Here is a 24,757-nt window from a genome sequence, read left to right as displayed (position 1 = left end):
GATGCCAGCCTCGACGACCTGGCGTGCTGGGTCGCCTCGCTCGGGACGAAGATCCGGTCGGCGAGTTCGGCGCCGAGGTGGGCGTGCCGCGCCTGCTGTCGCTGTACAAGCGCTACGGCGTCCGCACGACCTGGTTCACCCCGGGCCACTCGATCGACACGTTCCCCGAGCAGTGCAAGAAGGTGCTCGACGACGGCCACGAGTTCGGCCACCACGGCTACTACCACGAGAACCCGACGATGATCTCCGGCGACACCGAGCGGCGCCTGGTCGACCTGGCCTTCGCGACGTTCAAGACGGTCCTGGGGTCCGGCCGGTCGGGTACCGGTCGCCGTACTGGGACTACAGCGACTCCACGCTGGACATCATCGAGGGCTCGGGACTGATCTACGACACGTCCCTGATGGGCCGCGACTTCCACCCGTACCACCCGCAGCGCTGGCAGGTGCGCTGGGAGCAGGGCAACGTCGCGGGCCGGGCGAGCCGGGTCCTCGAGGTCCCGGTCAACTGGTACCTCGACGACTTCCCGCCGCTGGCCTACACCGGCGCCCAGGCCGGCATGCAGGACTCGAACACGATCTACAACCGATGGCGCGACATCTTCGACTACGGCTACGCGAACGAGACGAACCCGGTGTTCGCGACCTGCGTGCACCCGCAGGTCATCGCCCAGGCGCACCACATGCTCTGGTACGAACGGCTCGTGGAGTACATCAGCGGCCACGACGGAGTCTGGTTCGCCACGATCGAGGAGATCGCCAGGGCCTGGGTCGACGACGAGACCGACGAGGCGAAGTTCGCGCTCCCTGACGTGCGCGGCGTCGAGCCGGCGCCCGCCGACTCCGGCTGGGCCTGAGCGATGACCGCGATCCCGACGGAGTCCCGCCGGCTACCCGGGCTGGACGGCGACGTCGAGGTGATCGTCGACCGCTGGGGCGTCCCGCACATCTACGCGACGACCCGGCACGACGCCTACGTCGCCCAGGGGTTCCAGGCCGCCCGCGACCGGCTGTTCCAGATCGACCTGTGGCGTCGCCGCGGGCTGGGGCGGCTGTCGGAGGTGTTCGGCAGCCGCTTCCTGGCCCAGGACCGGGCCACGCGGCTATTCCTCTACCGCGGTGACATGCGGGCCGAGTGGCTGGCCTACGGCACCGCGACCAGGGACGTCGTTTCCGCGTTCGTGGCCGGCGTCAACGCCTACGTCGACTGGGCACTGCAGGCCCCGGACGAGCGCCTGCCCCCGGAGTTCGGTGCCCTCGGCCACGAGCCGGCGCGCTGGGAGCCCGAGGACGTCGTCCGGATCCGCACGCACGGTCTGCTCTACAACGCCGAGCACGAGCTCGGCCGGGCGCTCACCGTCCGCGACCTCGGCGTCGCGGCCGAGGAGCTCCGGTCGGTGCGGGACCCGCACTCCGACCTCGTCGTACCGGATGCCGACGCGCTGACGCACCTGACCGACGAGGTGCTCGACGTCTACCGCCTGGCCTTCGCCCCGGCCGACTTCACCGGTCTTCCCGGGACCAGGGCGACGACGGCGGCGCCGTCGGGCAGCAACAACTGGGTCGTCTCGCCCGAACGGTCGGCCACCGGCCGCCCCGTGCTGGCGAACGACCCGCACCGTGCCGTCACCGTGCCGTCGCTGCGCTACCTCACGCACCTCGAGGCGCCGGGGATGAGCGTGATCGGCGCCGGGGAGCCGAACCTGCCAGGCGTGTCCATCGGGCACAACGGGAGGGTTGCGTTCGGTCTGACGATCTGGCCGGTCGACCACGAGGACCTTTACGTCTACGAGCTCCACCCCGATGACGACCACCGCTACCGCTACCGCGGCGAGTGGGAGGCATTCACCGTCCTCGAGGAGCGGACCGCCGTCGCGGGCGGTCGCGAGGAGACGCTGCGGCTCACGTACTCCCGGCATGGACCGGTCATCCACGTCGACTCTGGCGCGCGGATGGCGGTGGCTGTCCGTGCCGTCTGGCTCGAACCGGGGATGGCGCCGTATCTGGCGAGCCTGGAGTACCAGGACGCGGACGACGCCGAGCAGTTCCGGCAGGCGCTGCGCCGCTGGGGAGCTCCCGGGGCCAACCAGGTGTTCGCGACGGCCGCCGGTGACATCGGATGGCAGGGATGCGCCCTGGTGCCGCGCCGGCCCGGGTGGGACGGCGCGCTGCCGGTACCCGGCGATGGCCGGTTCGAGTGGGACGGGTTCGCCCGGCTCGAAGAGCTTCCCGGCGTACTCAACCCGGACTCCGGCTGGTTCTCGACGTCGAACCAGGAGAACCTGCCCGACGGCTTCGACAACGACGAGCTGACCATCACCACCGACTGGTACTCCGGCGCGCGGCACGAGCGCCTCCGCGGCTGGCTCGACGGCGACTATCCGATCGACGTCGCCGGCAGCGTCCGCATGCAGTCCGACGCGACCAACCTGCACGGCCGCCGCCTGCTCGACGGGCTGGCCGAGCTGGGCGGCTCCGTGCGGCACGCGGACGAGTGGGCCGAGCTGCAGGCCTGGGACGGCGTGGAGGCGGTCGACTCCCGTCCGGCGCTGGTCTTCCAGGTCTGGGTGCGCCGGCACCTGCGGCCCTGGCTGGTCGACCGGTGCCTGGAGCGGCTCGGGGCGCACGGCGAGCGGGCGAAGGCGGCCCGGCACCGGCTCCTGCGGGCCGACACGCTGTTCTCCGATCTCCGCCCGGACCTGCGGATGATCGACCTGTTCGAGCGGCACGACCCGGCGGACGCGGAGCTCCTGCGGGCCGGTGTGGACGAGACGCTCGGGGCGGCGCTCGCCGAGATCGCCGTCCTGCTCGGTGAGGAAGACCCGTCGTCGTGGACGTGGGGGGCGCTGCACCGCACCGAGCTGCGGCACGCGGTGTTCACGCACGTGCCGGACGCGCCGCCGCAGTGGCGGTCGCTGCCGCCCGTGTCCCGCGCCGGCAGCGGCGACACGATCGGCCTGTCCGGCCACGATGCGACGTTCAACGCGGTGATGGGCAGCAGCTTCCGGATCGCCGTCGATGTGGGGGAGTGGGACTCGACCCTGGTCCTGAACTCGCCCGGCCAGTCCGGCGACCCTCGGTCGCCGCACTACGCGGATCAGCTGGAGTCCTGGGCGGACGGCGACGCGTTCCCGCTCGCCTACACGCGCGACGCGGTCCTCGCCGCCGCCGAGAGCAGACTGGTGCTGAGCCCGCAACGAGGGATCCGGGAATGAGCGGGTGAGGGCGATGAGCGGTTCGGGTAGCCACACGAGCGTGGCGCCGACGTGGATCGTGGTCGGGCTCGGGCGCGCATCGTCGGCGGTGAAACGTCTTCGACGACGACGGGACCGGCTAGGAGGAGGGCGCGGTGAGCTAAAAGAATGGAGCTTGCTCGGCTTCGACGCCGCCGCAAGCTCCGGTGAAACGGTCGGTACTGGTCGGTCGTCGTCGGTCACCACCGGATGGCGGCGCCCCCCACTCTCGGCGTTTGCGCAGGTCAGCGGCTCGTTCGCCCAGTGGGCGCATCAAGCGATAGACGCAAAGCCGACGTGATTAGGTCGTCGGTTCGATTCCGACAGGCGGCTCTGGCGAACAGCCCCTGACCTGCGGAAACGCAGGGCAGGGGCGGTTCGGTTCTGGTGGTCGCGCGATGCGCTGGCCTCACGGCTCTGCCCGACACCGACGTCGCTCTCCTCTGCGACGGACCCCTCGCCGGCTGAGCGCTCGCGGCCGGCATCCTGTCCGTGTGCCGATAGGCCTCGCTCCGCTCGGCAACGCGGCGTGGCGTTGTGTCGCGACCTGGACGTGCGAGGTGTCAACGGTGCGTCGGCGCAGCGATCGTTGTGTGCGCAGCGAGATGTTCCATGCCGCACGCGCGGCGCGCACGAACGCAACGCCCCGGAACGCCAACGACCCGTCATCGCTGCGACGCGCAACGCGTCTCCCGTCACGGCAACGGATCGCAACCACGACCCCGCCCACGGCGCCTAGCGGGACGGAGGGCAAGTTGACACAGTTGCGCTGCCATGGAACCGCGCTGGCTCTCTCGATGACCACCGGTGAACCAGTGCCGCTCCAGGCTTGCGCCTGGTGTTGCCTGGCCCCCCGTGATCGGCCCGTCGGGGATCGTCAACGTGGTGCGGGTGTCGAGGCGGTCGGGTCCGACGGCTCGGCGGGGCGCGATCGTCTCGTGCGTTGGCGGACTACGGGAGCTTGGACGCGAGGACGTCGGCCGCCAGGATCTCGGGTGCTGCGCCGAGGAGGTGCTGGTTGGCCATCAGGGCTGCGACGATGGCGCCGTTGGCGTGGGCGTCGCGAGCGGCCTCGTCGGGGAATGCATCGAAGATCCAAAAGGTGTCGGCGTGGGTTCTAGCCGCGAACCAGACAATCGTTCCCACTTCTTCGTTGGCGAGTGCGACAGCGCCGGCGAGCAGATCGGCGAGCGCGTCGTGCTGTCCATCGGCCGCGACGATCTTGGCGACGAAGGCATACGGAAGTGATGCGGGTGTGGACATGAGGGGTTCTCCTTGAAGTCGGGGTTCTTCGTGGGGCGAGTTCAGCGTATGACGAGCGAGGGCCGATGGGGAGTGGCGTATACGACAGTATTGCTATTGTTCGCGCCATGCGTATCGGACTGATCGCGATCGACGGCTGCTTCGGTTCGGCTGTCGCGTCGGTCATCGACATCGTGCGGGTGGCCGACGGAGCCCGCGGCGATGTCGACCCGCGGATCGACCCGATCGAACTCGCCATCCTCGGACCGAAACGGCGAGTGACCACGACGGCATCGATGACCCTGTCGGTAGACCACCCGCTGTCGGAGTCCGGAGAGTTCGACGTGGTCGTCGTCCCTGCGCTTGGAACCCTCACGGCCGCCGCTACCAACGACGCCCTCCAGAGCCGAGATGCACGTTCGGTCATCGCCTCACTCGGGCGCCTCGACGACGCGACCACCCGGATCGCCGCGGCGTGCACCGGCGTGTTCGCCGTCGCCGAGACCGGACGGATGCATCATCGGCGGGCGACGACCAGCTGGTTCCTGGGGCCGGAGTTCCTGAAGCGCTATCCGACCGTCGCCCTCGATCTCGACACCATGGTCGTGGTCGACGGGAACCTCGTCACCGCCGGCGCCGCGTTCGCCCACATCGACCTCGCGCTCTCACTCGTGCGATCGATCAGCCCCGACCTGGCCCAACATGTCGCCAAGCTCCTCATCATCGACGAGCGTCCGTCGCAGGCGGCCTTCGTCGCCTACGAACATCTCCGGCACGAGGACCCGATCGTCGTCGAGTTCGAACGCTTCGTGCGCGCCCGCCTGGACGAACCGTTCAACGTCGCCTTCGTCGCGCAGTCGCTCGGCACCAGCCGGCGCACCCTCGAACGACGAGTCCGTGCGGCGCTCAACCTCACTCCGCTCGGCTTCGTCCAACGGCTTCGCATCGAACGAGCTCGGCACCTCTCAGCAACCACGGACCTCACCTCCGCCGAGATCGCGCTACGGGTCGGCTACGCGAACGCCGAGACTCTGCGCTCCCTCCTGCGCAGGGAGCGACGCCGTTCCTGACCTATCGCCATGCCTGTAGCCGGTGTCCTAGCGCCCGGTTGGAACCACCTCTCAGCACGTCGCGTCGACGCTCCTGCGTCGCCCCTGGACGACCCACTCGACACGCCCGCAGCACAGGCCATGTGACGTGCCCCGGCTTCCCGGCCGGTCGGGGTTGGGTGGCTGTGATGTCGCTGCGTTCTCGTCGAGGGGGTCAGCAGACCCGATCAGGGTCGATTGGGATGAGACGCGAAGGCGGTCAGGTCAGGGCGGCCGAGGCCGGCCGGCGGGGTAGCGTCGGTCACGTCGAGGTCTTTCGGATGGATGGCGTAGGAACCTCCATCGTCGGGAGACCTCGACGTCTATCTGCGGACCGACGCGCCCGGCCGACCTACACCCTCATCTGGGAAGAGCCGGGTTAGTGCGCGGCGGTGGTGAGCTCGCTGGTCGTGCCGGGGGAGGCGAGCGTCAGGCTCGCTCGCCACTCCTGGACCTCGACCGAGCGCCAGGCAGCGAGGCCGGGGATGCGGGCGGTGCGGGGTGCGTCAAGTTCGGCGACGGTCAGACGCCCGCCATCGTCTGCGCGTGCAGGCCCGACATCCCGACGGGGCTGCCGTGCGGGATCCACCGGGCCAGAAGGTCCCGGCCGAACAGCTCGTCGACGACCATGAATCCCGCGCCGGTCGGTCCCGACCGCTCACCCAGCGACGTCCGCACGATTTGCAGCTCGCGTGTGGCCAGCGGCAGCGACCGCCGGTAGACGGACTGGCGCACGCTGGCCAGCAGCAGGTCGCCGGAGGCCCCGACCCGCCCGCCGAGCAGGATCGTCGAGGGGTTGAAGAAGTTGACCACTGCGGCGACCGTGTCACCGACGAGCCGGCCGGCGCGGGACAGCAGCTCCACCGCGACCGGGTCGCCGAACTCGGCCGCGAGCACGACGTCGTCCGGAACGAGCTCGCCGGCCTGCGCCAGCCGCGCGACCAGATGCTCGCCCCGGCTCTCCCGGGCGGCCGCTGTCGCGTCCCGGGCCAGGGCGGCCCCGCCGACCAGCGCTTCCAGGCAGCCGACGTTGCCGCAACGGCACACCACCTGCTCGGCACCGGCTACCGATCCGGTCAACCCGACGTGTCCGATGTCGCCTGCCGAGCCCTGTGCGCCGCGGTGCAGCCGCCCGCCGGAGATCAGTCCGGCACCGATCCCGGTCCCGATCTTGATGAGCACCAGGTCGGGCGAGCCGGCCCCCCGGCCCGCCCGGTACTCGCCCAGCGCCATCACGTTGACCTCGTTGTCCACGAAGGCGGGTGCGTCGTAGCGTGCGGCCAGCCGGTCGCGGACCGGGTAACCGTCCCAGCCCGGCATTATCGGTGGCGCGACCGGGCGGCCGGACGCGAACTCGACCGGCCCGGGCACCCCGAGACCTACGCCCCAGACCGGGGCAGCGTCCCCCTCGGCGAGCAGTTCGTCGAACAACTCCTCGACCCGGCTCAGGCTGGCCTCCGGCCCGGTGGCGATGTCCCAGGTGCAGCCCCGGTGGGCGATCAGGCGCCCGCTCAGGTCGGCCACGCCGGCGTCGAACCCGGTCGCCCCGAGCGAGGCCACCAGCAGGACCCCCGCATCGGCCTTGAAACGCAGCTCGCGCGGCGCCCGACCGCCGGTCGACACGCCGAGGTCACCTTCGGTCACCAGACCGGCAGCCTCCAGCTGACCGAGCCGCTGCGAGACGACCGTGCGCCCGAGTCCGGAGCGGCGGGCCAGCTCCGGGCGGGTGCGCGCGCCACCGGATCGAATCAGGTCGAGCACGGTGACCAGCGTGTCCAGCTGGTCCGGCGCGACCCCCTGCACGGACAGTCCCACTCGGTGGCCCTCCTCGTTCCGCCCCGGCTCGGACTTCCGAGATTAGCCCATTGACTTCTGTGCAGATCAAACTTTAGTGTCTTCGTATCGATCGGAAGTGCGGCGCTGCTGCCGCATCGGGAGGAGGTGGGCCGTGCGTCTGGGCTATCACTCGATCACCTGGGGCGGGGTCACCGGCGCCGCTGGCGGGGTGACCAGCGTGAAGGATCTCGTCTACCGGGTACCGGGGGACATGCACCGGGCGCTGCGCGAGATCTCCGACGCCGGCTACCGGGGCGTCGAGATGTTCGACGGGAACGTGCGCGAGTTCGCCGAGCTCGCCGACGACGACCCGGCCTCGCTGCCCCGGCTGCTCGACGAGACCGGTCTGTCGCTGGTCGGGGTCTACACCGGCGCGAACTTCGTCTACCCGGACATCCTGGCCGACGAGCTGCACCGGGTGCGCCGGGTCGCCGAGGTCGCGGACCGGTTCGGGGCCGGACAGCTGGTGGTCGGCGGCGGTGCACCCCGTGCCGACGGCATCGCCGAGGGCGATCACGACCGGCTCGCCGAGGCCCTCGACATGGTGGCCGGGATCGCGGCCGAGCACGGCCTGTCCGCCTGCTACCACCCGCATCTGGGCACGATCGGCCAGTCCCCGGAGCAGGTCGAGGCCGTGTTCTCCCGATCCTCGATCGGGTTCTGCCCGGACACCGCGCATCTGGCCGCCGGCGGTGGTGACCCGGCGGCGATGATCCGCCGGTACTGCGACCGGATCCGGCACGTGCACCTCAAGGACCTCGGGGCCGACGGTGCCACGTTCCTCCCGCTCGGCCGCGGCGAGCTCGACCTGGACGGCGTGCTCGCCGCCGTCGCCGAGTCCGGCTACGACGACTGGCTGGTCGTCGAGTTGGACTCCTACGACGGCGACCCGGCCGAGGCCGCCCGGATCAGCCGCGCCTGGCTCGACGGCGCGCTGGACCGGGCCGGGCTGACCGTGACGAACTGAGAAGGGAGCGGGAAGACATGGCGGACAGGCTCCGCGCCGGGATCATCGGCGCCGGGTTCATCGGCGGCGTGCACGCGCACGCCGTCCGCGCGGCCGGCGGCGAGGTGACTCGTGTCGTCGCGTCCACTCCGGACCGCTCGGCCGCCGCAGCGGCCCGGCTCGGCGCCTACGCCGGGGCGCCGAGCGGCGAGGCGCTGATCGACGCCGACGACGTCGACGTGGTGCACGTGTGCACCCCGAACTCGACACACGTCGCGCTGGCCCGCCGCGCGCTGGCCGCGGGCAAGCCGGTGGTCTGCGAGAAGCCGCTGGCGACGACGCTGGACGGCGCGCGGGAGCTGGCCGCCGCGGCCGGCGGGCTGGTCGCGACGGTGCCGTTCGTCTACCGCTTCTACCCCGCGGCCCGGGAGATCCGGGCCCGGGTGGCGGCCGGCGAGGCGGGGCCGTTGCACCTGCTGCACGGCGCCTACCTGCAGGACTGGCAGGCCGGCGGAGCACCGGCCGGCTGGCGCGGCGACGCGTCCGAGGGCGGCGCGCACCGCGCGTTCGCCGACGTCGGCGTGCACTGGTGCGACCTGGTCGAGTTCACCAGCGGGCACCGGATCACCCGCCTGCTGGCCGCGACCGCGGGCGGGGGCACCGCCAGCACCGTGCAGTTCGAGACCGACGGCGGCGCCACCGGCTCGGTCGTGGTCAGCCAGACCGCGCTCGGCCGGCGCAACGCCCTGCGGATCTCGCTGGACGGCGAGCGGGCGGCGTACCGCTTCGACCAGGAGGACCCGGAGGCGGTGCGGATCGGCGACACCGACGGCGACCGGATGCTGCACCGCGGCTCGCCCGCGTCCTCCGCGGCCGCCGCGCGCTACTCGCTGCTCCCGCCCGGGCACCCGCAGGGCTACCAGGACTGCTTCAACGCGTTCGTGGCCGACACCTACGCCGCGGTCCACGGCGACGCACCGGCCGGGCTGCCCACGTTCGCCGACGGCCTGCGCGCCGCGGCACTGACCGACGCGGTGATCCGCTCGTCGCAGTCCTCGACCTGGGTGGAGGTGCCCTCGTGAAACTCGGAATGCTGACCGCCTGCCTGCCCGACCAGCCGCTGGCAAAGATCGCGAGCTGGGCCGCCGGAGCCGGCTACGAGGCCCTGGAGGTGGCGGCCTGGCCGGCGATCGGCGACCGCCCGTTCACCGCCAGCCACCTCGACGTCGCCTCGTTCGGCGAGCGCGAGGCCGACGCCACACGCGCGCTGTTCGATGATCACGGCCTGACCCTGAGCTCGCTGGCGTTCTACGACAACAACCTGCACCCCGACCCGGGCGAACGGAAGGCCGTCAACGACCACGTCGCCGCCTGCATCGACGCCGCCGCGCTGCTCGGCTGCCCGACGGTCGGCACGTTCGTCGGGCGTCACCCGGGGAGGACGGTCGCGGAGAACCTGCGCGATGCCGAGGAGATCTTCCCGCCGCTGGTGGAGCGGGCCGGCGAGCGCGGTGTCAAGTTGATCGTCGAGAACTGCGTGATGGAGGGCTGGCACCCGGACGGCTACCCGGGCAACCTCGCCTACTCCCCGGAGCTGTGGGAGTGGATGTTCTCGCTCGGGCTCTACCTGAACTACGACCCGAGCCACCTGATGTGGATGGGCATCGACCCGGTCGAGGCGCTCAAGCCCTACGTGGACCGGATCCCGCACGCGCAGGCCAAGGACATCCAGCTCTTCCCGGACAGGCGCCACCGCTACGGCTGGCCCGGCAAGGCGGTCGGGCGCGAGGACCCGTTCGACGTCGGCTGGTGGCGCTACCGCGTACCCGGCCTCGGCGACGTGGACTGGCGCCGGGTCGTGGACACGCTCTACGAGGGCGGCTTCGACGGCGTGCTCTCGGTCGAGCACGAGGACCCGGTCTGGGGCGGCACCGAGGACCGGATCCACACCGGCCTGCAGGTCGCCCACCGCACCCTGCGGCCGCTGATCGTCGCCTAGGGACGACCCGTGCGCGGGCCAGCGGGCCCGCGGTACCGACCCGAGCCGAGCCGGCGTGGACGACGCGCCGACGACGGCCTACCCCGTGCTGCGCTCGTGCGCTCGCCGCGCCGGACGTGCTGGAGCAAAGGAGCATCGACGTGAGCGAGACCGTCCAGAGGCGCGGGCCGGCGGGGCTGCTCGGCACCCCGTTCGCGATCGGCTCGGTGAGCGTGCGCAACCGGTTCGTGTTCCAGCCGCACTTCACCGCGCTGGGCAGCGACGAGGGCGAACCCACCGAGGACCACGTCGCCTACCACGAGGAGCGGGCCCGCGGCGGCGCCGGGCTGATCATCTTCGAGAGCCAGGCCGTGCACCCGAGCGGCATGATGTCGCGGCGGTTCGTGCAGGCCTGGCGCGAGGACAACGTCCCCCGGCTGCGGGCGGTGACCGACGCCGTGCACCGGCACGGCACCAAGATCTTCAGTCAGCTCACCCACGGTGGGCACACGTCGCTGGAGTACCCGCCGCCGCTGATGTGGGCACCCAGCCAGATGCCCGAGCCCTCCAGCTCGTTCAGCACCAAGGCGATGGAGCGCGCCGACATCGACGAGGTGGTGGCCGCGTTCGGGCACTGCGCGCGGCTGGCCCGCGAGGCCGGGTTCGACGGCGTCGAGCTCAAGGTCGGCCACGACGGGCTGCTGCGCAGCTTCGCCTCCCCGTACTTCAACCGGCGCACCGACGCCTACGGCGGCACGTTCGCCAACCGGATGCGGATCATCGACGAGGTCTGCGCCGCGGTCGCCGAGCACACCGGTGACGGGTTCGTGCTGGGTGTGCGGCTGTGCCTGGACGAGTTCACGCCGTGGGGCTACGGGCCGGAGTACGGCAGGCGGATGGCCCTGCACCTGGAGCGGGGCGGGCTCGTCGACTACCTCAACGCCGACGCCGGGTCGTTCTCCAGCTACTGGATGGAGATCCCGCCGGCCGCGGTGCCGGAGGGCCGGTTCAACGAGCTGGTCCGCGACCTGCGCCGGGCGGTGTCGCTCCCGGTCATCGCGTTCGGGCGGATCAAGCGCCCGGAGATGGCCGAGGCGCTGCTCGCCGACGGCTCGGCCGACCTGATCGGGATGGCCCGCCAGCTCGTCGCCGACCCGGAGACCCCGAACAAGATCCTCGACGGGCGCGAACGGGAGCTGCGGTACTGCATCGGCAGCAACGACTCGTGCATCCACCAGGTGGGCCAGCAGCGGCCGATCCGCTGCGACACGAACCCGGCGGCCGGGCGCGAGCGACGGTGGAGCACGCACCTGCTGCGCACACCGGACGCGGCCGAGCACGTCGTCGTCGTGGGCGGCGGGCCGGCCGGACTCAAGGTCGCCGAGACCGCCGCCCGGCGCGGTCACCGGGTCACCCTGCACGAGGCCGGGCCCGAGCTGGGCGGTCAGCTGCGCCTGGCCGCACGCCAGCCGCTGCACTCCGAGGTCTTCGACGTCGCAGGTCACCTGATCCGCGAGGTCGAACGGCTCGGCGTCGAGGTGCTGCTGCGCTCGCCGATCGGCGCCGACACAGTGCCGGCGGATGCCGACGTGATCGTGTTCGCGACCGGGTCGGTGCCCGCCCTCGACTGGACCCACCGGGACCCGGCGTCGGTGCCGGCAGGCGCCGCAGTGATCAACGTCGCGGCCGGTCAGGAGTGGGCGTCCGGGTTGGGCGTGCACGCCGGGCGGCGCCCGGACGGGCTGGACGGCGAGCTGGTCTGCCCGGTCGACCGGGCACTGCGACTCGACGAGGCGTCCGGGCACGTCGTGGTCATCGACGGCAACGGTCACTGGGAGGCCGCGGGAACCGCGGAGTACCTGGCCGAGCTGGGGGCCGAGGTCACCGTCGTCACCACGTCCGGCGTGGTCGGCGCCGACCTGGAGGGCACCGGCCGCGAGCTGTTCCACCAGCGCGCCCGCTCGCGCGGGATCGAGCTGCGCACCCGGACCCGGCTGGTCGCGGTCGGCCGGCGGGACGTGGTCCTGGAGGACCTGGACACCGGGCGACGCACCGGGATCGACGGGGTCGCCCTGGTGGTCCCGGTCCTGGGACGGCGCTCGGTGGAGGACGGCTACCTCGCGGCCCGGCGGGACGGCCGGGCCGGCGGCCGGGTGCACCGGGTCGGCGACTGCGTCGCACCCCGGCTGCTGCGCGCCGTGGTCGCCGAGGCCTACGAGCTCGCCACGAGCATCTGACTCAGGAGAGACGACGATGACCCATCCCGTACCCGCCGCGGCACAGGCCCTACCGGTGTTCGTGGACGTGACCTGGCTCGACTACAGCATCATCACGATCTACTTCGTCTTCGTGCTCGGCATCGGCGCGGTGCTGCGCAAGCGGGTGAACACCTCCGAGGACTACCTGCTCTCCGCCCGCAACATGCCCAGCTGGGTCACCGGCCTGGCCTACGTGGGCGCGAACGTGGGCGCGCTGGAGGTGCTCGGGCAGGCGGCGGGCACCGCCCAGTACGGCTTCATGCAGGCCGTGTTCCTGTGGTTCGGCGGCGTCGGCGGCATGCTGTTCATGGGCCTGTTCATGATGCCCTTCTACTACCGCAACCGGATCCACTCGGTGCCCGGCTACTTCCGGGCGCGCTACAACGAGTCCACCCGCGGCTTCAACGCGATCACCTTCGCCCTGTTCGTCCTGCTCAACAGCGGGATCAACATGTACGCGATGGCGCTGGTGTTCAACCTGCTGCTCGGCTGGGGCTTCACCCAGTCGATCGTGCTGGCTGGCGTCATCGTGCTGATCTACACCGCGCTGGGCGGGCTGTCCTCCTCGATCTACAACGAGACCCTGCAGTTCTTCCTGATGACCCTCGGCCTGGTCCCGCTGCTGATCTTCGGCCTGGTGCACGTCGGCGGCTGGCAGGGCCTGCAGGCCAAGCTGGACCGGCCGGACAGCTTCTTCCACATCTGGGCCTACACCGGGTCCACCGACAACCCCTACGGGGTGCAGTGGTTCGTGATCGGTCTCGGCATCGGGTTCGCGATCAGCTTCAGCTACTACTGCACCGACTTCCTGGTGGTGCAGCGCGCGCTGGCCGCGGAGAACGAGGCCGCGTCCAAGCGGACCCCGATCATCGGCGCCTACCCGAAGATCCTGCTCGGCGCGCTGGCCCTGTTCCCCGGGCTGCTCGCGCTGATGATCGTGCCCGGGCTCGGCCAGGGCGGCGGGATCGAGAACTCCTTCAACATGGCCGTGCCCTACACGATGGCCTACTACCTGCCCACCGGGCTGCTCGGACTCGGGCTGGTGGCGCTGATGGCCTCGTTCATGAGCGGCATGGCCGGCGGCGTCACCGCGTTCAACACGATCTTCACCTACGACATCTACCGGACCTACTTCAAGCGCGACGCCTCGGACCGGCACTACCTGCTCGTCGGGCGGGTCGCCACCGTGGCCGGGGTCATGGTGTCGATCGGCGCGGCCTACATCGTCCTGAACTTCACCAACATCATCAGCTACCTGCAGCTGCTGAACGGGCTGTTCCTGGTGCCACCGTTCGCGATCTTCCTGCTCGGCGTGTTCTGGAAGGGCAGCACCCCGTGGGGCGGCTTCGCCGGGCTCGTCGGCGGGCTGGTCGGCTACCTGGTCCTCTACGGCCTCTACCGGGCCGACCTGCTCGACCTGGGCAGCGAGCTCGGCGCAGACCTCTGGCTGGCGTGGTGGGGCTTCGTGATCTCGGTGGCGCTCACGGTCGCGGTGTCGCTGCTGACCCGGCGCGACCGGCTGCCCGACCAGCGGCTGCAGGGCCTGGTCTGGAGCCTGCTCGACCGCCGCCCGGGCCACGAACCCACCTGGTTCAAACGTCCGTGGGTGCTCAGCACCGGCGTGCTGGCGATCGTCGTCGGCCTCAACGTCTACTTCTTCTGATCGGAGACCGTCATGCCCAGCGACATCCAGCACGAACCGCGGGTACCCGCGGCCGACCCGGACCTCGGCCGCGACCAGCAGGCCTTCGCGATCGGGCTCTACATCGGCGCGATCGTCCTGATCATCGGCCTGCTGCTGGCCGGCTACGGCCTGTTCGGTGGACCGCAGCTCAACCAGGACGGCTCGACCCTCAACAAGGACCTGCTCTGGGGCGCGGTGATGACCCTCGTCGGCGTGGTGACCCTGGCGCTGGCCTGGTTCTCCCCACGACGGCGGGCCGCGGCCCGGGGCGACGACGACAGGAGGAACGGCTGATGCGCGAGATCACCGACCACGCCGGCCACCCGGTCACGCACGGCCGCGCGACCGTCAACGGGGTTCGCCTGCACTACGTCACGGCCGGCTCGGGCGGCCCGCTGGTGCTGCTGCACGGCGTCCCGAAGAGCTGGTACTACTGGCACCGGGTGATCCCGCTGCTGTCCGAGAGGTTCACCGTCATCGCCCCGGACGTGCGCGGTTTCGGCGACTCCGCCCGTCCCGACGACGGGTACGACATGGGCACGATCGCCCGTGACATCGGCGCGCTGATGACCGAGCTCGGCCACGAGAGGTTCGCGGTCGCCGGCGAGGACTGGGGCGCCGCGTTCGCCTACGCCGTGGCCGCCACCTACCCGGAGCGGGTCACGAAGCTCTCGTTCGCCGAGATGCTGCTGCCCGGGTTCGGCCTGGAGGACTGGTCGGCGCTGACCGCCGACAACGTGTCCTCCGACCACTTCCTCTGGCACGTCGGCTTCTTCCACGTCCGGGACTTCCCGGAGATGCTGATCTCCGGGCGGGAGGAGCAGTTCTGGTCCACCTGGATGAAGAACGAGACCTACAACCCGGCCGCCATCACCGAGGACTGCGTGCGCGAGTGGGCCCGCTGCTCGGCCGCGCCGGGCGGGCTGCGCGCGATCTTCGAGGTCTACCGGGCCACGTTCACCAACATCGAGCTGGACACCGGGTGGGCCCGCACGCCGCTGCCGATGCCGGTGCTCACGATCGGCAGCAGCCACTTCATCGGCGAGGAGTCCCGCCGGCAGATGGAGCGCACGGCCACCGACGTGCGCTACGTCGAGATCGCCGACTGCGGACACAGCCTGGCCCTGGAGCGTCCGGCCGAGCTGGCCCGGGTACTCGGCGACTTCTTCGCCGCCGAGCTGTAACCCCCAGCCGCGACGACACCGACCGAGGAAGGAGCCCCCGTGTTCCGCTACACCGCCGAAGTCCTGCCCTACCACGACGTCGCCCTGGACACCGCGCTCGGCGAGCTCTCCGGGCTGGGGTTCACCGAGGTCAACCTGTGGTCCTCGGCCCCGCCGCTGGCCGCGCACGTCAACCCGGGCGACGACCTGCCCGCGATCAGCGCGGCGCTGCGCCGGCACGGGCTCACCGCGTGCGGCCTGACCTGCTACGGCAAGGACCAGGACGAGATCCGCGACCGGCTGCGGCTGGCGCACGACCTGGAGATCGACACCGTGGTGTTCGACTGCGAGGCGCACTACCCGGTGTTCGTGTCGCAGTTCCTGCCGCCGCTGCTCGACGAGGCGCAGCGGCTCGGGGTGCGGATCGCGGTGGAGAACCACCTCACCGTGCCCTTCAGCGCCGACTTCGAGTCCGGCGTCGGCGAGGGGCAGCGCTGGGACGAGGGCGTGGACAGCCTCGCCCAGATCAAGCGGCTGCTCGCCGACCTGCACCACCCGAACCTGGGCATCTGCCTGGCGCCGCCACACCTGTGGGTGATGAACGAGTCGATCACCGAGGCGATCGGCTACCTCAGCGAGCGGGGCAAGCTCTTCTACTACTACGTCTGGGACATCGACCACGCCTACCGGCGCGGGGTGGACGGGCTCAACTTCGGCCCCGGCGAACGCCAGCTGCCCCGCCCCGACGGCGTGCTCGACCACGCCGTGCCCTTCGCCGCGCTGGCACGGGCCGGGTACACCGGCGTCGCCAGCCTCAAGTGCCACGGCACCGCGGGCTGGCCGCTCGAGCGAATCACCCGCGAGCTGCGCGGCGCCGACGCCTACGTCCGCGAATGCCTCCGGCGCGCGGGCGGATAACGCGCGCGGACCGCGGTATCCGTGCACCACCGAGATCGAGGAGATACAACCGATGGACCGCATGACCGGCAAGGTCGCCCTGGTGACCGGTGCCGCCCGTGGACAGGGCCGCGCGCACGCGGTCACGCTCGCCGCCGAGGGAGCCGACGTCGTCGCCGTCGACGTGCCGGGCGAGATCGGCACCGCGCAGTACCCGATGGGTTCCGCGGACGACCTGGCCGAGACCGTCCGCCTGGTCGAGGCGCACGACCGGCGGGCGCTGGCGGTGCGCGCCGACCTGCGCGACACCGCCGCGGTGGAGCAGATGGCGCAGCAGGCGATGGCCGAGTTCGGCCGGATCGACGCGCTGGTGTGCAACGCCGGGTTCATGAGCGCCGCGGAGAACACCTGGTCGCTGACCGACGACCAGTGGGCCGACATGCTCGACGTGAACCTGACGTCGGTCTGGAAGACCACCCGGGCCGTCGTGCCGCACATGATCGCGGCCGGGAACGGCGGCGCGATCACGATCACCGGCTCCACCGGCGGGCTGCGCGCGGTGGCCGGGTGCACGCACTACAACGCGGCCAAGTACGGCTGCATCGCGCTGATGAAGACCCTGGCCTGGGAGCTGGCCCCGGAGAACATCCGGGTCAACGTCGTGCACCCGACCGGGGTGAACACCGACATGAGCAACAACGACTGGTTCGTGCGCTGGCTGGGCGAGCACGAGGACCTGGCCGAGCCGATGCGCGGCAACCGGATGCCCGCCGAGGTCGTCCAGCCCGAGGACGTCTCGAAGATGATCGCGTTCCTGGTCTCCGACGACGCCCGCTACGTCACCGGCGTCGAGCACCGGGTCGACGCCGGATTCATGATCAAGTGAGTGAGGAGCGGAACCCCATGCAGATCGTCGACCACCACGGTGACCGCGTCCGGCACGGCCGGGCCACCGTCAACGGCGTCCGGTTGCACTACCTGACCGCAGGCGAGGGCGAGCCCGTCCTGCTGCTGCACGGGGTGCCCAAGACCTCCTACCACTGGCGGCACGTGATCCCGCTGCTCACACCGCACTACCGGGTCGTGGTGCCGGACATGCGCGGGCTCGGCGACTCCGAGCACGCCGACGGCGGCTACGACATGGCGAACGTGGCCGAGGACTTCGCAGCGCTGATGACCGAGCTCGGCCACGAACGCTTCCGGGTGGTCGGCGAGGACTGGGGCGCCGCGGCCGCCTACCAGCTCGCCGCACGCCACTCCGACCGCGTGCAGCAGCTCGTCTACCAGGAGATGATCCTGCCCGGTTTCGGGCTTGAGGACTACTCGTTCCTGACCCCGGACAACGTGCGCAGCTACGTCTGGCTCTGGCACATCAACTTCTACTCGGTGCCCGAGTTCCCGGAGATGCTCATCAGCGGGCACGAGCGGGAGTACTTCTCCTACTTCATGAAGCACGAGACGCACGACCCGTCGGCGATCACGCCGGACGCGCTCGACGAGTACGTGCGCTGCTACTCCTCGCCCGGCGGCGTGAAATGCATGTGCGAGATCTACCGGGCGACGCTCACCGACGGCGACCAGAACAAGGAGTCCGCGAGAACCCGGCTCCCGATGCCGGTGCTGGCCGTGGGCAGCGAGCACTTCATCGGCGCCGATAACGAGCGGCAGATGCGCGAGGTCGCCGACGACGTGCGCGCGGTGATCCTGCCCTGGGGCCACCAGCTCGCCGAGGAGTCCCCGGACGAGCTGGCCGGGCACTACGTGCGCTTCTTCGCCGGGGAGACGGCATGACCTACGCGGTCCGCGACGGCCGGCTCGTCGACCCGGACGGGAACCCGTTCCTGTCCCTTGGCCTCAACCACACCGACGAGACGGCGCTGAAGTTCCCGCGCACCGTCGACGTGTGGCGCGAGCGCTACGGCTCGCGGCAGAGCTGGATCCGGGACGGTGTCGTCGCCGACCTGAGCGGGTGGGGCTTCAACACGTTGGGCTGGACGAGCGAGTACGTCGCGGGCGGCTGGGGCGAGGCGCTGGACTGGTTCGGCGACCCGATCGACCTCAAGCACTCCGAGCCCTGGTCGGCCGCGGAGCTGCGCGGCGCCGGGATGCCCTACGTCGCCCAGGTGCGGGTCCAGGAGATCGAGGACTGGAACGGCCACCCCGCGTTCCGCCCGCTCGACGACGACTTCGCCGACTGGTGCGACCACCTCGGCCGCGCGATCGCCGCCGAGCACGCCGACTCGCCCGACCTGCTCGGCTACTTCCTGGTCGATATCCCGGCCTGGCTGCCGCACGCGTCCGGGCGGGACTTCGCCGAACTCGCCGGCCTCGACACGGCCGCACGCGAGCGCAAGCTCTACGACGTCGCCAGTCGCTACTACGAGACGATCGCGACGGCGATCCGGCGCTACGACCCACACCACCTGATCCTCGGCGACCGGTTCAACGGTAACAAGGGCATCCCGGAGCCGGTGCTGCGCGCGATGGTCCCGCACATCGACACGCTGTCGGTGCAGTATTTCACCGAGCCGACCGCCGAGTCGCGCCGGCGGATGCACGACGACCTGGCCCGCTGGCGCGAGCAGTGCGGGGACAAGCCGGTGGTCGTCGCCGACGTCGGGAACTGGACCCCGACCCAGCTCAACCCGCACCGCGAGGGCCTGCCCGACCACGCCGCCCGCGGCGCGGACTACGGCGCGGCGATGGACGCGCTGCTCGACGAGCCGTGGTTCGCCGGCTGGCACTGGTGCGGCTACGTGGAGAACACCGGCGGCCGCGGCTGGGGGCTCAAGGACCCGTGGGACGAGCCCTACCGGCCGCTCACCGACGCGATCACCGAACACAACCGCCGCGCGGCGGCGTACCGGAAGGGGAACTGACATGGGACAGCTGGACGGCAAGGTCGCGGTGATCACCGGCGGCGGCCGCGGACAGGGACGCTCGCACGCGATCCGCCTCGCCCGCGAGGGCGCCGACATCGTGACCTGCGACATCACCGAGCAGGTGGGCTCGGTCCCGTTCGACACGGGTCGCCCCGGTGACCTGGAGGAGACCGTCGCACAGGTGGAGAAGCTGGACCGCCGGTGCATCGCCCTCGAGGGCGACGTGCGGCGCACCGCGGACATGGCGCGCCTGGCCGACACCGCGATGGGCGAGTTCGGCCGGATCGACATCCTGCTGGCCAACGCCGGGATCCTGAGCCTGTCCGAGAACACCTGGGAGCTCACCGACGAGGCCTGGGATGACATGATCGACATTAACTTGACCGGTGTCTTCAAGGCCTGTCGGGCGGTGGTCCCGCACATCCGGGCGGGCGGCGACGGCGGCTCGATCGTGATCACGTCGTCGATCGCGGGCCTGCGCGGGGTGGCCGGCTGCACGCATTACACGGCGGCCAAGACCGGCATCGTCGGGCTGATGCGCACGCTCGCCAAGGAGCTCGCGCCGGAGTCGATCCGGGTGAACACCATCCACCCCACCGGCGTCGCGTCGCCGATGTCGAACAACGACTTCTTCCCACAGTGGCTCACGGAGCACGAGGAGCTGGGCAACGCCATGCGGTTCAACCCGATGCCGGTGGACGCACTGCCCGAGGCCGACGTGTCCGAAGTGGTCGCGTTCCTGTGCTCCGACGCCGGCAAGTGGATCACCGGGACGACCGTCCCGATCGACGCGGGCTTCATGCTCAAGTAGCTCCGCCTCGACCGAGCGGCGGTAAGTGTTCGATTCGAGCGCATCGCAGTACTCTCTGTTCAATAGTCTGAAACGGATGGTCTGAGGTGCTCTGTGGAGCTGCATCAACTGCGCTACTTCGTGGCGGTCGCGCACGAGGGCAGCTTCACCGCCGCGGCCGCCCGGCTGTACCTGGCCCAGCCGTCGCTGTCGGTGCAGATTCGCAAGCTGGAGCAGGACGTCGGGGCTCGGCTGTTCGAGCGCACCGGGCGGCAGGTCGTGCTCACCGCCGCCGGGGCCGCGCTGCTCGAGCACGCCGAGGTCGCGCTCGATCAGCTCGAACGCGGCCGGGAACGGGTGGGCGAGGTCAGTGGTCTTCGCGAGGGTGAGGTGCGGGTCGGGGTGCTGCCCAGTATCGGTGCCCGGCTGCTGCCCGAGGTGCTGGCCGGTTTCCGGCGCGCGCATCCACGGGTCGGTGTGCGGATCGTCGAGCACGACGTCTCCCGGGAGTTCGAGCAGCTCGTGCGTTCCGGGGAGCTGGACCTGGCGATAACGCGGATGCCGCTGACCCTGAGCGGGCTGTGCGCCGACGTGCTGGTCCGCGAGCCCATGCTCTTGCTGGTTCCCGCCGAGCACCGCCTGGCCGGGCGCGGGGAGACCACTCTCGTCGAGCTGGCCGGCGAGGAGCTCGTCGGGATGCGCAGCGGCTACGGGTTGCGCGACCTGGCCGATCAGCTGCTGGCCGAGGCCGGCGTCCGACCGCGGGTGGTGTTGGAGACCGGGCAGCTTGCGATCGTGCACGGCATGGTGGCCGCCGGTATGGGGGTCGCGCTGCTGCCGAGGCTGGCCGCGGGCGACGGGCCCACGGTCGGGCTCGCCGAGCCCTCCGCGGTCCGCGAGCTGGGCGTGGTCTCGCGGGCCAGCGCGCACGTGTCACCGCCGGTCCAGGCGTTCCGCCGGTCGCTGCTGTGCGCGGCGCGCGGTTGAGCCGCAGCGGGTGTCACGCACAGGGGCGACCGGGCCTCACAACCGGCGCACGATGGCGTCGTCGTCGCCTCCGGCGTCACGCTCACCGGTCCATCGGGCGACCGCGTCGGTGTCCACGTCCAGCAGGTCCAGCGCCCGACCCGCGGTGTGCTCGACGATGTCGGCAACGGTACGCGGGCGCGTGTAGAAGGCCGGCACCGGAGGCATCACGACCGCGCCGGAGGCGGTGACCTCGGACATCAGACGCAGGTGTCCGGCGTGCAGCGGAGTCTCCCGCAGCAGGAGCACCAGGCGCCGCCGTTCCTTGAGCACCACATCTGCGGCCCGCACCACGAGCGACTCGTCGTAGCTGGAGGCGATCCCGGACAGCGTCTTCACGCTGCACGGCGCCACCAACATCCCGGCCGTCCGGAACGAGCCGGATGAGATCGGTGCGCCCAGGTCGTTGTCGGAGTGCACGACGTCGGCGAGCGCACGCACGTCGGCGACACCGTGGTCGGTCTCGTAGCCGATGGTCGCCCGCGCCGCCTTCGTCAGTACCAGGTGCGTCTCGACGTCGGGTACCGCGCGCAACAGCTCCAGCGCGCGGATCCCGTACGCTGCCCCGGACGCCCCGGTGAGCGCGACGACGATGCGCCGCACTACAGGCCGCCCAGTTCCGCGAGATGGCGGACCAACGCCGACGGGTCGGCCGGGACCACCGCCATCTGCCGGTAGCGGCCCCGGTCGGCGGCCGGGACGGTCGCATCCAGCCCCAGCTTGGCGGTGAGCCCGTGCTCGGCGGAGGGGTCCAGGCTGCTGCCCTTCGCGTTCGGCACCACCAGCAGGTCGCGGTCGGGCTGCACCCGGGTGGCCACCGCCCAGGCGACCTGCTCGTCGTCGGCGATGTCCACGTCGTCGTCGACGACGGTGACCTGCTTGATCGTGGACGCGGTGAGGAACAGCGTCATCATCGCGGTGGTCGGCGCTCCCGGCGCGGGGTCGCGCAGCGCGACGACGGCGGAGAGCCGGCAGGAGCCGGACTCGGGTAGCCGCAGCGCCGCCACGTCCAGCCCGGCCCGGCGCAGCGCCCGCACGCAGGCCGCCTCGCGTGGGACACCGCCGGCGTAGAAGTGCTCGCGGCCGCCGGAGAGGATCGTCTGGAACACCGCGTCGTCGCGGTGCCAGCCCTGCAGTAGCTCGATCACCGGGGCGGGGCCGCCGGGCCCGTAGGTGCGCGGATACTCGCCGAACGGTCCTTCGGCCTCGCGGCGCCCGGCCCGGAAGCGACCTTCCAGGACGAACTCCGCCCGGGCCGGCACCAGAGCGTCCACCGTCGGGGCGGCGACCAGCTCGACGGGCGCGACCAGCGCGTTGGCCACGGCGTAGTCGTCGAGCTCGCGGTCGGCTGGGGACTGGCTGGCCAGGACGAGCGCCGGGTGTACCCCGACGACCAGCGCGACGTCCAGGTCGCGCCCGGCCGTCTCGGCCTCGGTGAAGATCCGCCGCAGCCGTCCGGGCAGCAGCAGTGCGCGCAGCTCCCGCTCGCCCGCGGCCAGCAGCCGGTTGATGGAGAGGTTCATCCGGCCGCTCGCCGGGTCGCGCACCGCCAGCAGCGCCGAGGTCAGGTACATGCCGCCGTCCTCGGAGTGCTGACGGGTCAGCGGCAGCGCCGAGAGCAACCGGTCGCCGCTCATCCGGTTCGCCAGCACCGGGGCCCCGGACGCCCCCACCTCGGGGCAGCGGACCGGGTGGTCCAGAGCGGTGGCGAACCGGTCGGCGACCCCGGTCGGGTCGCAACCCATCGCCAGTCCGAGATGGGCCCGGTCCGGCACGGTGTTGCCGACCAGCGGGAACCGCGCGCCGACGACATCGTCGAAGCGCACGGCGCGGCGCCCGTCGGCCCGGGTCAGGACGGCGGCGACGTCCTGGTCCGGGTCGATCGGGGACCTCAGCCGGGACAGCTCGTCACGGCCCTCGAGCACCTCGAGCCAGGAGCGCAGGTCCGGGCTCACGTGAACACCCCACCGCCGTCGACCACGACGGTCTGTCCGGTGACGAACCCGGACGACGGCGCGGCCAGCCACATCACGGCGCCGACCAGGTCGTCCGGGGCCATCTCCCGGCCCAGCGCCCGCCCCTTCGCCGCCGCGGCGATGTAGTCGCCGGTGTTCAGCGTGCGGCTGGCGTCGTCGCTGACCAGACCGGGCGCGACGCCGTTGACCGTGATCGCGTCCGGTCCTAGCTCGCGGGCCGCGGCCCGGGTGAGCCCGTCCACGGCCGCCTTGGAGGCCACGTAGTGCGCGAACCCGGGCGCGCCCATCCGCGCCACGGTGGAGGAGATGTTGACGATCCGCCCGCCGCCGCGGGCGCGCATCGTCGGGGTAACGGCCTTGATCGCCTGCCAGGTGCCGCGCACGTTGACCGTCAGTACCCGGTCCCAGGACTCGTTGGTGAGCTCGGTCAGGTGCGCCTTGGTGCCCAGGCCCTGGTAGATCGCGGCGTTGTTGACCAGCGCGTCGATCCCGCCGAACTCGGCGGTGGCGGTCGCGACGACGGCCTCCCAGTCGGTGTCGGAGGTGACGTCGGCCGCCACGAACACGGCCCGCCCCGGCCCGGCAGCGCTCACCCTGTCGGCCAGGGCGGTGCCCGCGTCCTCGGCCGCGGCGACGTCGGTGGCCACGACGTTCGCACCGGCCCCGGCGAACGCCGCGACGTAGTCGCCGCCGATCCCGCCGCCGGCGCCGGTGACGACGACGGTGCGACCTGCGTGCTCACTCTTGCTGTGCTGGTTCGTGCTCAACGTGGTCCTCCCGGGAGGGTTCCCGGCCGGTCGGCCGGGGCGGCTGGTGCCCTGAGGTCGTCGTGCGGGTCGTCATGGGGGTCGTCGCGGTCGAGCGCGCCGCGGGTCTCCGGGACGAACGCGGCGCCGAGCAGGAACACCGCGACGACCGCGACCAGGAACAGCGCCAGCCGGCCGGGAATGTCGGCAACAGTAGGGCTGGCCAGGCTGACGAACGTGGTGGTCAGGCCGCCGAGGGCGAACCCGCCGTTCCAGATCAGGGCGGTCGCGGTGGCGCGCAACCGGGTCGGGAACAGCTCGTTGAGGAAGATCGGCACCGCGGCGTAGGAGGCGTTGGCCAGCACGGTGATCAGCAGGCCGTAGCCGAGCAGCGCTCCGGTGTCGTCCGGACCCAGCCCGCCCATCGCCAACGCGAGCAGTGGCAGTGCCACCAGGTTCACCGCGCCGATGGCCAGGAACACCGGGCGGCGGCCGAAGCGTTCGGAGGCGTGCCCGGCCAGCAACGCCATCGGCAGGATCGCCAGGCTCGTCCACACCAGCAGCAGCCCCCGCGGGCCGGTCGGCAGCTGGTTGATCTTGTCCAGGAACGTGGGCAGGTAGCCGGAGGTGAGGTAGTACTGCGCGCCTGCGCCGATCACGAGCGCGGTGCTCGCGACCAGCGTCCGCGGGGTCACCGCGCTCACCAGGTCCCGCGCCCGGACCGGCTGCTCCGGTACGGCCGCGGTGGCCCGGGCCCGCGCGGCCGCCGCCCACACCGGGGACTCTTCGAGCAGCCGGAAGAAGGCGAGGCTGGCCAGCGAGGCCAGCAGCCCGGTGAAGAACATGACCCGCCAACCCCACTCGTCGAACGCGGGTCCGGGGAAGGCCGAGGACACGGCCAGGAACACCAGCGACGCGATCACCGCGCCGAGTCCGGCCCCGCCGCCGCCGACCAGTCCGGATACCAGACCGCGCCAGCGCTGGGGCACCGTCTCGGTACCGAGGGTGTGGGT

23 protein-coding genes are annotated in these 24,757 nt (G+C 71.6%); 17 read left to right on the top strand and 6 right to left on the bottom strand.

Annotated elements, in window-relative coordinates; all coding sequences use genetic code 11:
• Nucleotides 1–23: 23 nt before the first annotated feature.
• The 3 genes from I4I78_RS32405 to I4I78_RS00105 are packed head-to-tail and all read left to right on the top strand — an operon-like array spanning nt 24 to nt 3,214.
• On the top strand, nt 24–386 hold the full coding sequence (locus tag I4I78_RS32405; RefSeq protein WP_308251822.1) for a polysaccharide deacetylase family protein: 363 nt from the start codon (nt 24–26) through the stop codon (nt 384–386).
• Between the two features lie 17 nt (nt 387–403).
• Complete coding sequence (locus I4I78_RS32400) at nt 404–856, top strand: hypothetical protein (protein ID WP_226378818.1); 453 nt, start codon at nt 404–406, stop codon at nt 854–856.
• A 3-nt stretch (nt 857–859) separates the two neighbouring features.
• Complete coding sequence (locus I4I78_RS00105; protein ID WP_218609059.1) at nt 860–3,214, top strand: penicillin acylase family protein; 2,355 nt, start codon at nt 860–862, stop codon at nt 3,212–3,214.
• 969 nt (nt 3,215–4,183) lie between these two features.
• Here the strand turns inward: I4I78_RS00105 and I4I78_RS00100 are convergent.
• Entirely contained in the window at nt 4,184–4,495 is a 312-nt protein-coding gene (locus I4I78_RS00100) for a putative quinol monooxygenase (protein WP_006247389.1), read from the bottom strand.
• 107 nt (nt 4,496–4,602) lie between these two features.
• Between I4I78_RS00100 and I4I78_RS00095 the strand changes: the two genes are divergently transcribed.
• Nucleotides 4,603–5,544 (top strand): GlxA family transcriptional regulator, encoded by a 942-nt coding sequence (locus I4I78_RS00095; protein WP_027504856.1) that lies wholly within the window; start codon nt 4,603–4,605, stop codon nt 5,542–5,544.
• Nucleotides 5,545–6,084: 540 nt separating this feature from the next.
• Here the strand turns inward: I4I78_RS00095 and I4I78_RS00090 are convergent.
• A complete protein-coding gene (locus I4I78_RS00090) occupies nt 6,085–7,377 on the bottom strand; it encodes an ROK family transcriptional regulator (protein ID WP_218609058.1) in 1,293 nt (430 codons plus the stop codon).
• 133 nt (nt 7,378–7,510) lie between these two features.
• Here I4I78_RS00090 and I4I78_RS00085 point away from each other — a divergent pair, with 133 nt between their 5' ends.
• From I4I78_RS00085 to I4I78_RS00025, 13 genes are all read left to right on the top strand, one after another.
• Nucleotides 7,511–8,365, top strand: coding sequence for a sugar phosphate isomerase/epimerase (locus tag I4I78_RS00085; RefSeq protein WP_218609057.1), 855 nt, complete (start codon nt 7,511–7,513; stop codon nt 8,363–8,365).
• Between the two features lie 17 nt (nt 8,366–8,382).
• On the top strand, nt 8,383–9,426 hold the full coding sequence (locus I4I78_RS00080; RefSeq protein ID WP_218609056.1) for a Gfo/Idh/MocA family protein: 1,044 nt from the start codon (nt 8,383–8,385) through the stop codon (nt 9,424–9,426).
• On the top strand, nt 9,423–10,343 hold the full coding sequence (locus I4I78_RS00075; RefSeq protein ID WP_218609055.1) for a sugar phosphate isomerase/epimerase: 921 nt from the start codon (nt 9,423–9,425) through the stop codon (nt 10,341–10,343). The genes I4I78_RS00080 and I4I78_RS00075 overlap by 4 nt, the downstream gene beginning before the upstream one ends.
• Before the next feature lie 140 nt (nt 10,344–10,483).
• Nucleotides 10,484–12,559: an FAD-dependent oxidoreductase gene (locus tag I4I78_RS00070; protein ID WP_218609054.1), complete on the top strand. Its 2,076-nt coding sequence runs from the start codon at nt 10,484–10,486 to the stop codon at nt 12,557–12,559.
• Nucleotides 12,560–12,575: 16 nt separating this feature from the next.
• Nucleotides 12,576–14,243: a sodium:solute symporter family protein gene (locus I4I78_RS00065; protein WP_218609053.1), complete on the top strand. Its 1,668-nt coding sequence runs from the start codon at nt 12,576–12,578 to the stop codon at nt 14,241–14,243.
• Between the two features lie 12 nt (nt 14,244–14,255).
• Nucleotides 14,256–14,558: a hypothetical protein gene (locus I4I78_RS00060; protein ID WP_218609052.1), complete on the top strand. Its 303-nt coding sequence runs from the start codon at nt 14,256–14,258 to the stop codon at nt 14,556–14,558.
• Nucleotides 14,558–15,448 carry an alpha/beta fold hydrolase gene (locus tag I4I78_RS00055; RefSeq protein WP_218609051.1) on the top strand — a complete coding sequence of 297 codons (891 nt, stop codon included), beginning with the start codon at nt 14,558–14,560 and terminating at the stop codon, nt 15,446–15,448. Before I4I78_RS00060 ends, I4I78_RS00055 begins: the two co-directional genes overlap by 1 nt.
• A 39-nt stretch (nt 15,449–15,487) precedes the next feature.
• Nucleotides 15,488–16,345: a sugar phosphate isomerase/epimerase gene (locus tag I4I78_RS00050; RefSeq protein WP_218609050.1), complete on the top strand. Its 858-nt coding sequence runs from the start codon at nt 15,488–15,490 to the stop codon at nt 16,343–16,345.
• 52 nt (nt 16,346–16,397) lie between these two features.
• Complete coding sequence (locus tag I4I78_RS00045; protein ID WP_218609049.1) at nt 16,398–17,210, top strand: mycofactocin-coupled SDR family oxidoreductase; 813 nt, start codon at nt 16,398–16,400, stop codon at nt 17,208–17,210.
• Between the two features lie 17 nt (nt 17,211–17,227).
• A complete protein-coding gene (locus tag I4I78_RS00040) occupies nt 17,228–18,115 on the top strand; it encodes an alpha/beta fold hydrolase (RefSeq protein WP_226378817.1) in 888 nt (295 codons plus the stop codon).
• Nucleotides 18,112–19,203, top strand: a complete 1,092-nt coding sequence (locus I4I78_RS00035; RefSeq protein WP_218609047.1) for an agarase — start codon at nt 18,112–18,114, stop codon at nt 19,201–19,203. Before I4I78_RS00040 ends, I4I78_RS00035 begins: the two co-directional genes overlap by 4 nt.
• A 1-nt stretch (nt 19,204) precedes the next feature.
• Nucleotides 19,205–20,017, top strand: a complete 813-nt coding sequence (locus I4I78_RS00030) for a mycofactocin-coupled SDR family oxidoreductase (protein WP_218609046.1) — start codon at nt 19,205–19,207, stop codon at nt 20,015–20,017.
• A 93-nt stretch (nt 20,018–20,110) separates the two neighbouring features.
• Nucleotides 20,111–20,983, top strand: a complete 873-nt coding sequence (locus I4I78_RS00025) for a LysR family transcriptional regulator (RefSeq protein ID WP_218609045.1) — start codon at nt 20,111–20,113, stop codon at nt 20,981–20,983.
• Nucleotides 20,984–21,019: 36 nt separating this feature from the next.
• Here the strand turns inward: I4I78_RS00025 and I4I78_RS00020 are convergent, their stop codons facing one another.
• From I4I78_RS00020 to I4I78_RS00005, 4 genes are all read right to left on the bottom strand, one after another.
• Nucleotides 21,020–21,625, bottom strand: a complete 606-nt coding sequence (locus tag I4I78_RS00020; protein ID WP_218609044.1) for a UbiX family flavin prenyltransferase — start codon at nt 21,623–21,625, stop codon at nt 21,020–21,022.
• The gene (locus tag I4I78_RS00015; RefSeq protein WP_218609043.1) at nt 21,625–22,977 is read right to left on the bottom strand and encodes a UbiD family decarboxylase; all 1,353 of its coding nucleotides are present in this window, start codon (nt 22,975–22,977) and stop codon (nt 21,625–21,627) included. The genes I4I78_RS00020 and I4I78_RS00015 overlap by 1 nt, the downstream gene beginning before the upstream one ends.
• Complete coding sequence (locus tag I4I78_RS00010; RefSeq protein WP_218609042.1) at nt 22,974–23,765, bottom strand: SDR family NAD(P)-dependent oxidoreductase; 792 nt, start codon at nt 23,763–23,765, stop codon at nt 22,974–22,976. Before I4I78_RS00010 ends, I4I78_RS00015 begins: the two co-directional genes overlap by 4 nt.
• Nucleotides 23,762–24,757 (bottom strand): MFS transporter (locus tag I4I78_RS00005; protein WP_218609041.1); only part of this gene is annotated, 996 nt, incomplete at its 5' end. The genes I4I78_RS00010 and I4I78_RS00005, both read right to left, overlap by 4 nt.

This window comes from Pseudonocardia sp. KRD291, from assembly GCF_019263595.1.
GTDB lineage: Bacteria > Actinomycetota > Actinomycetes > Mycobacteriales > Pseudonocardiaceae > Pseudonocardia.
Note: the sequence above shows the minus strand (reverse complement) of the source record. Positions and strands in the feature narration are given on the sequence as shown.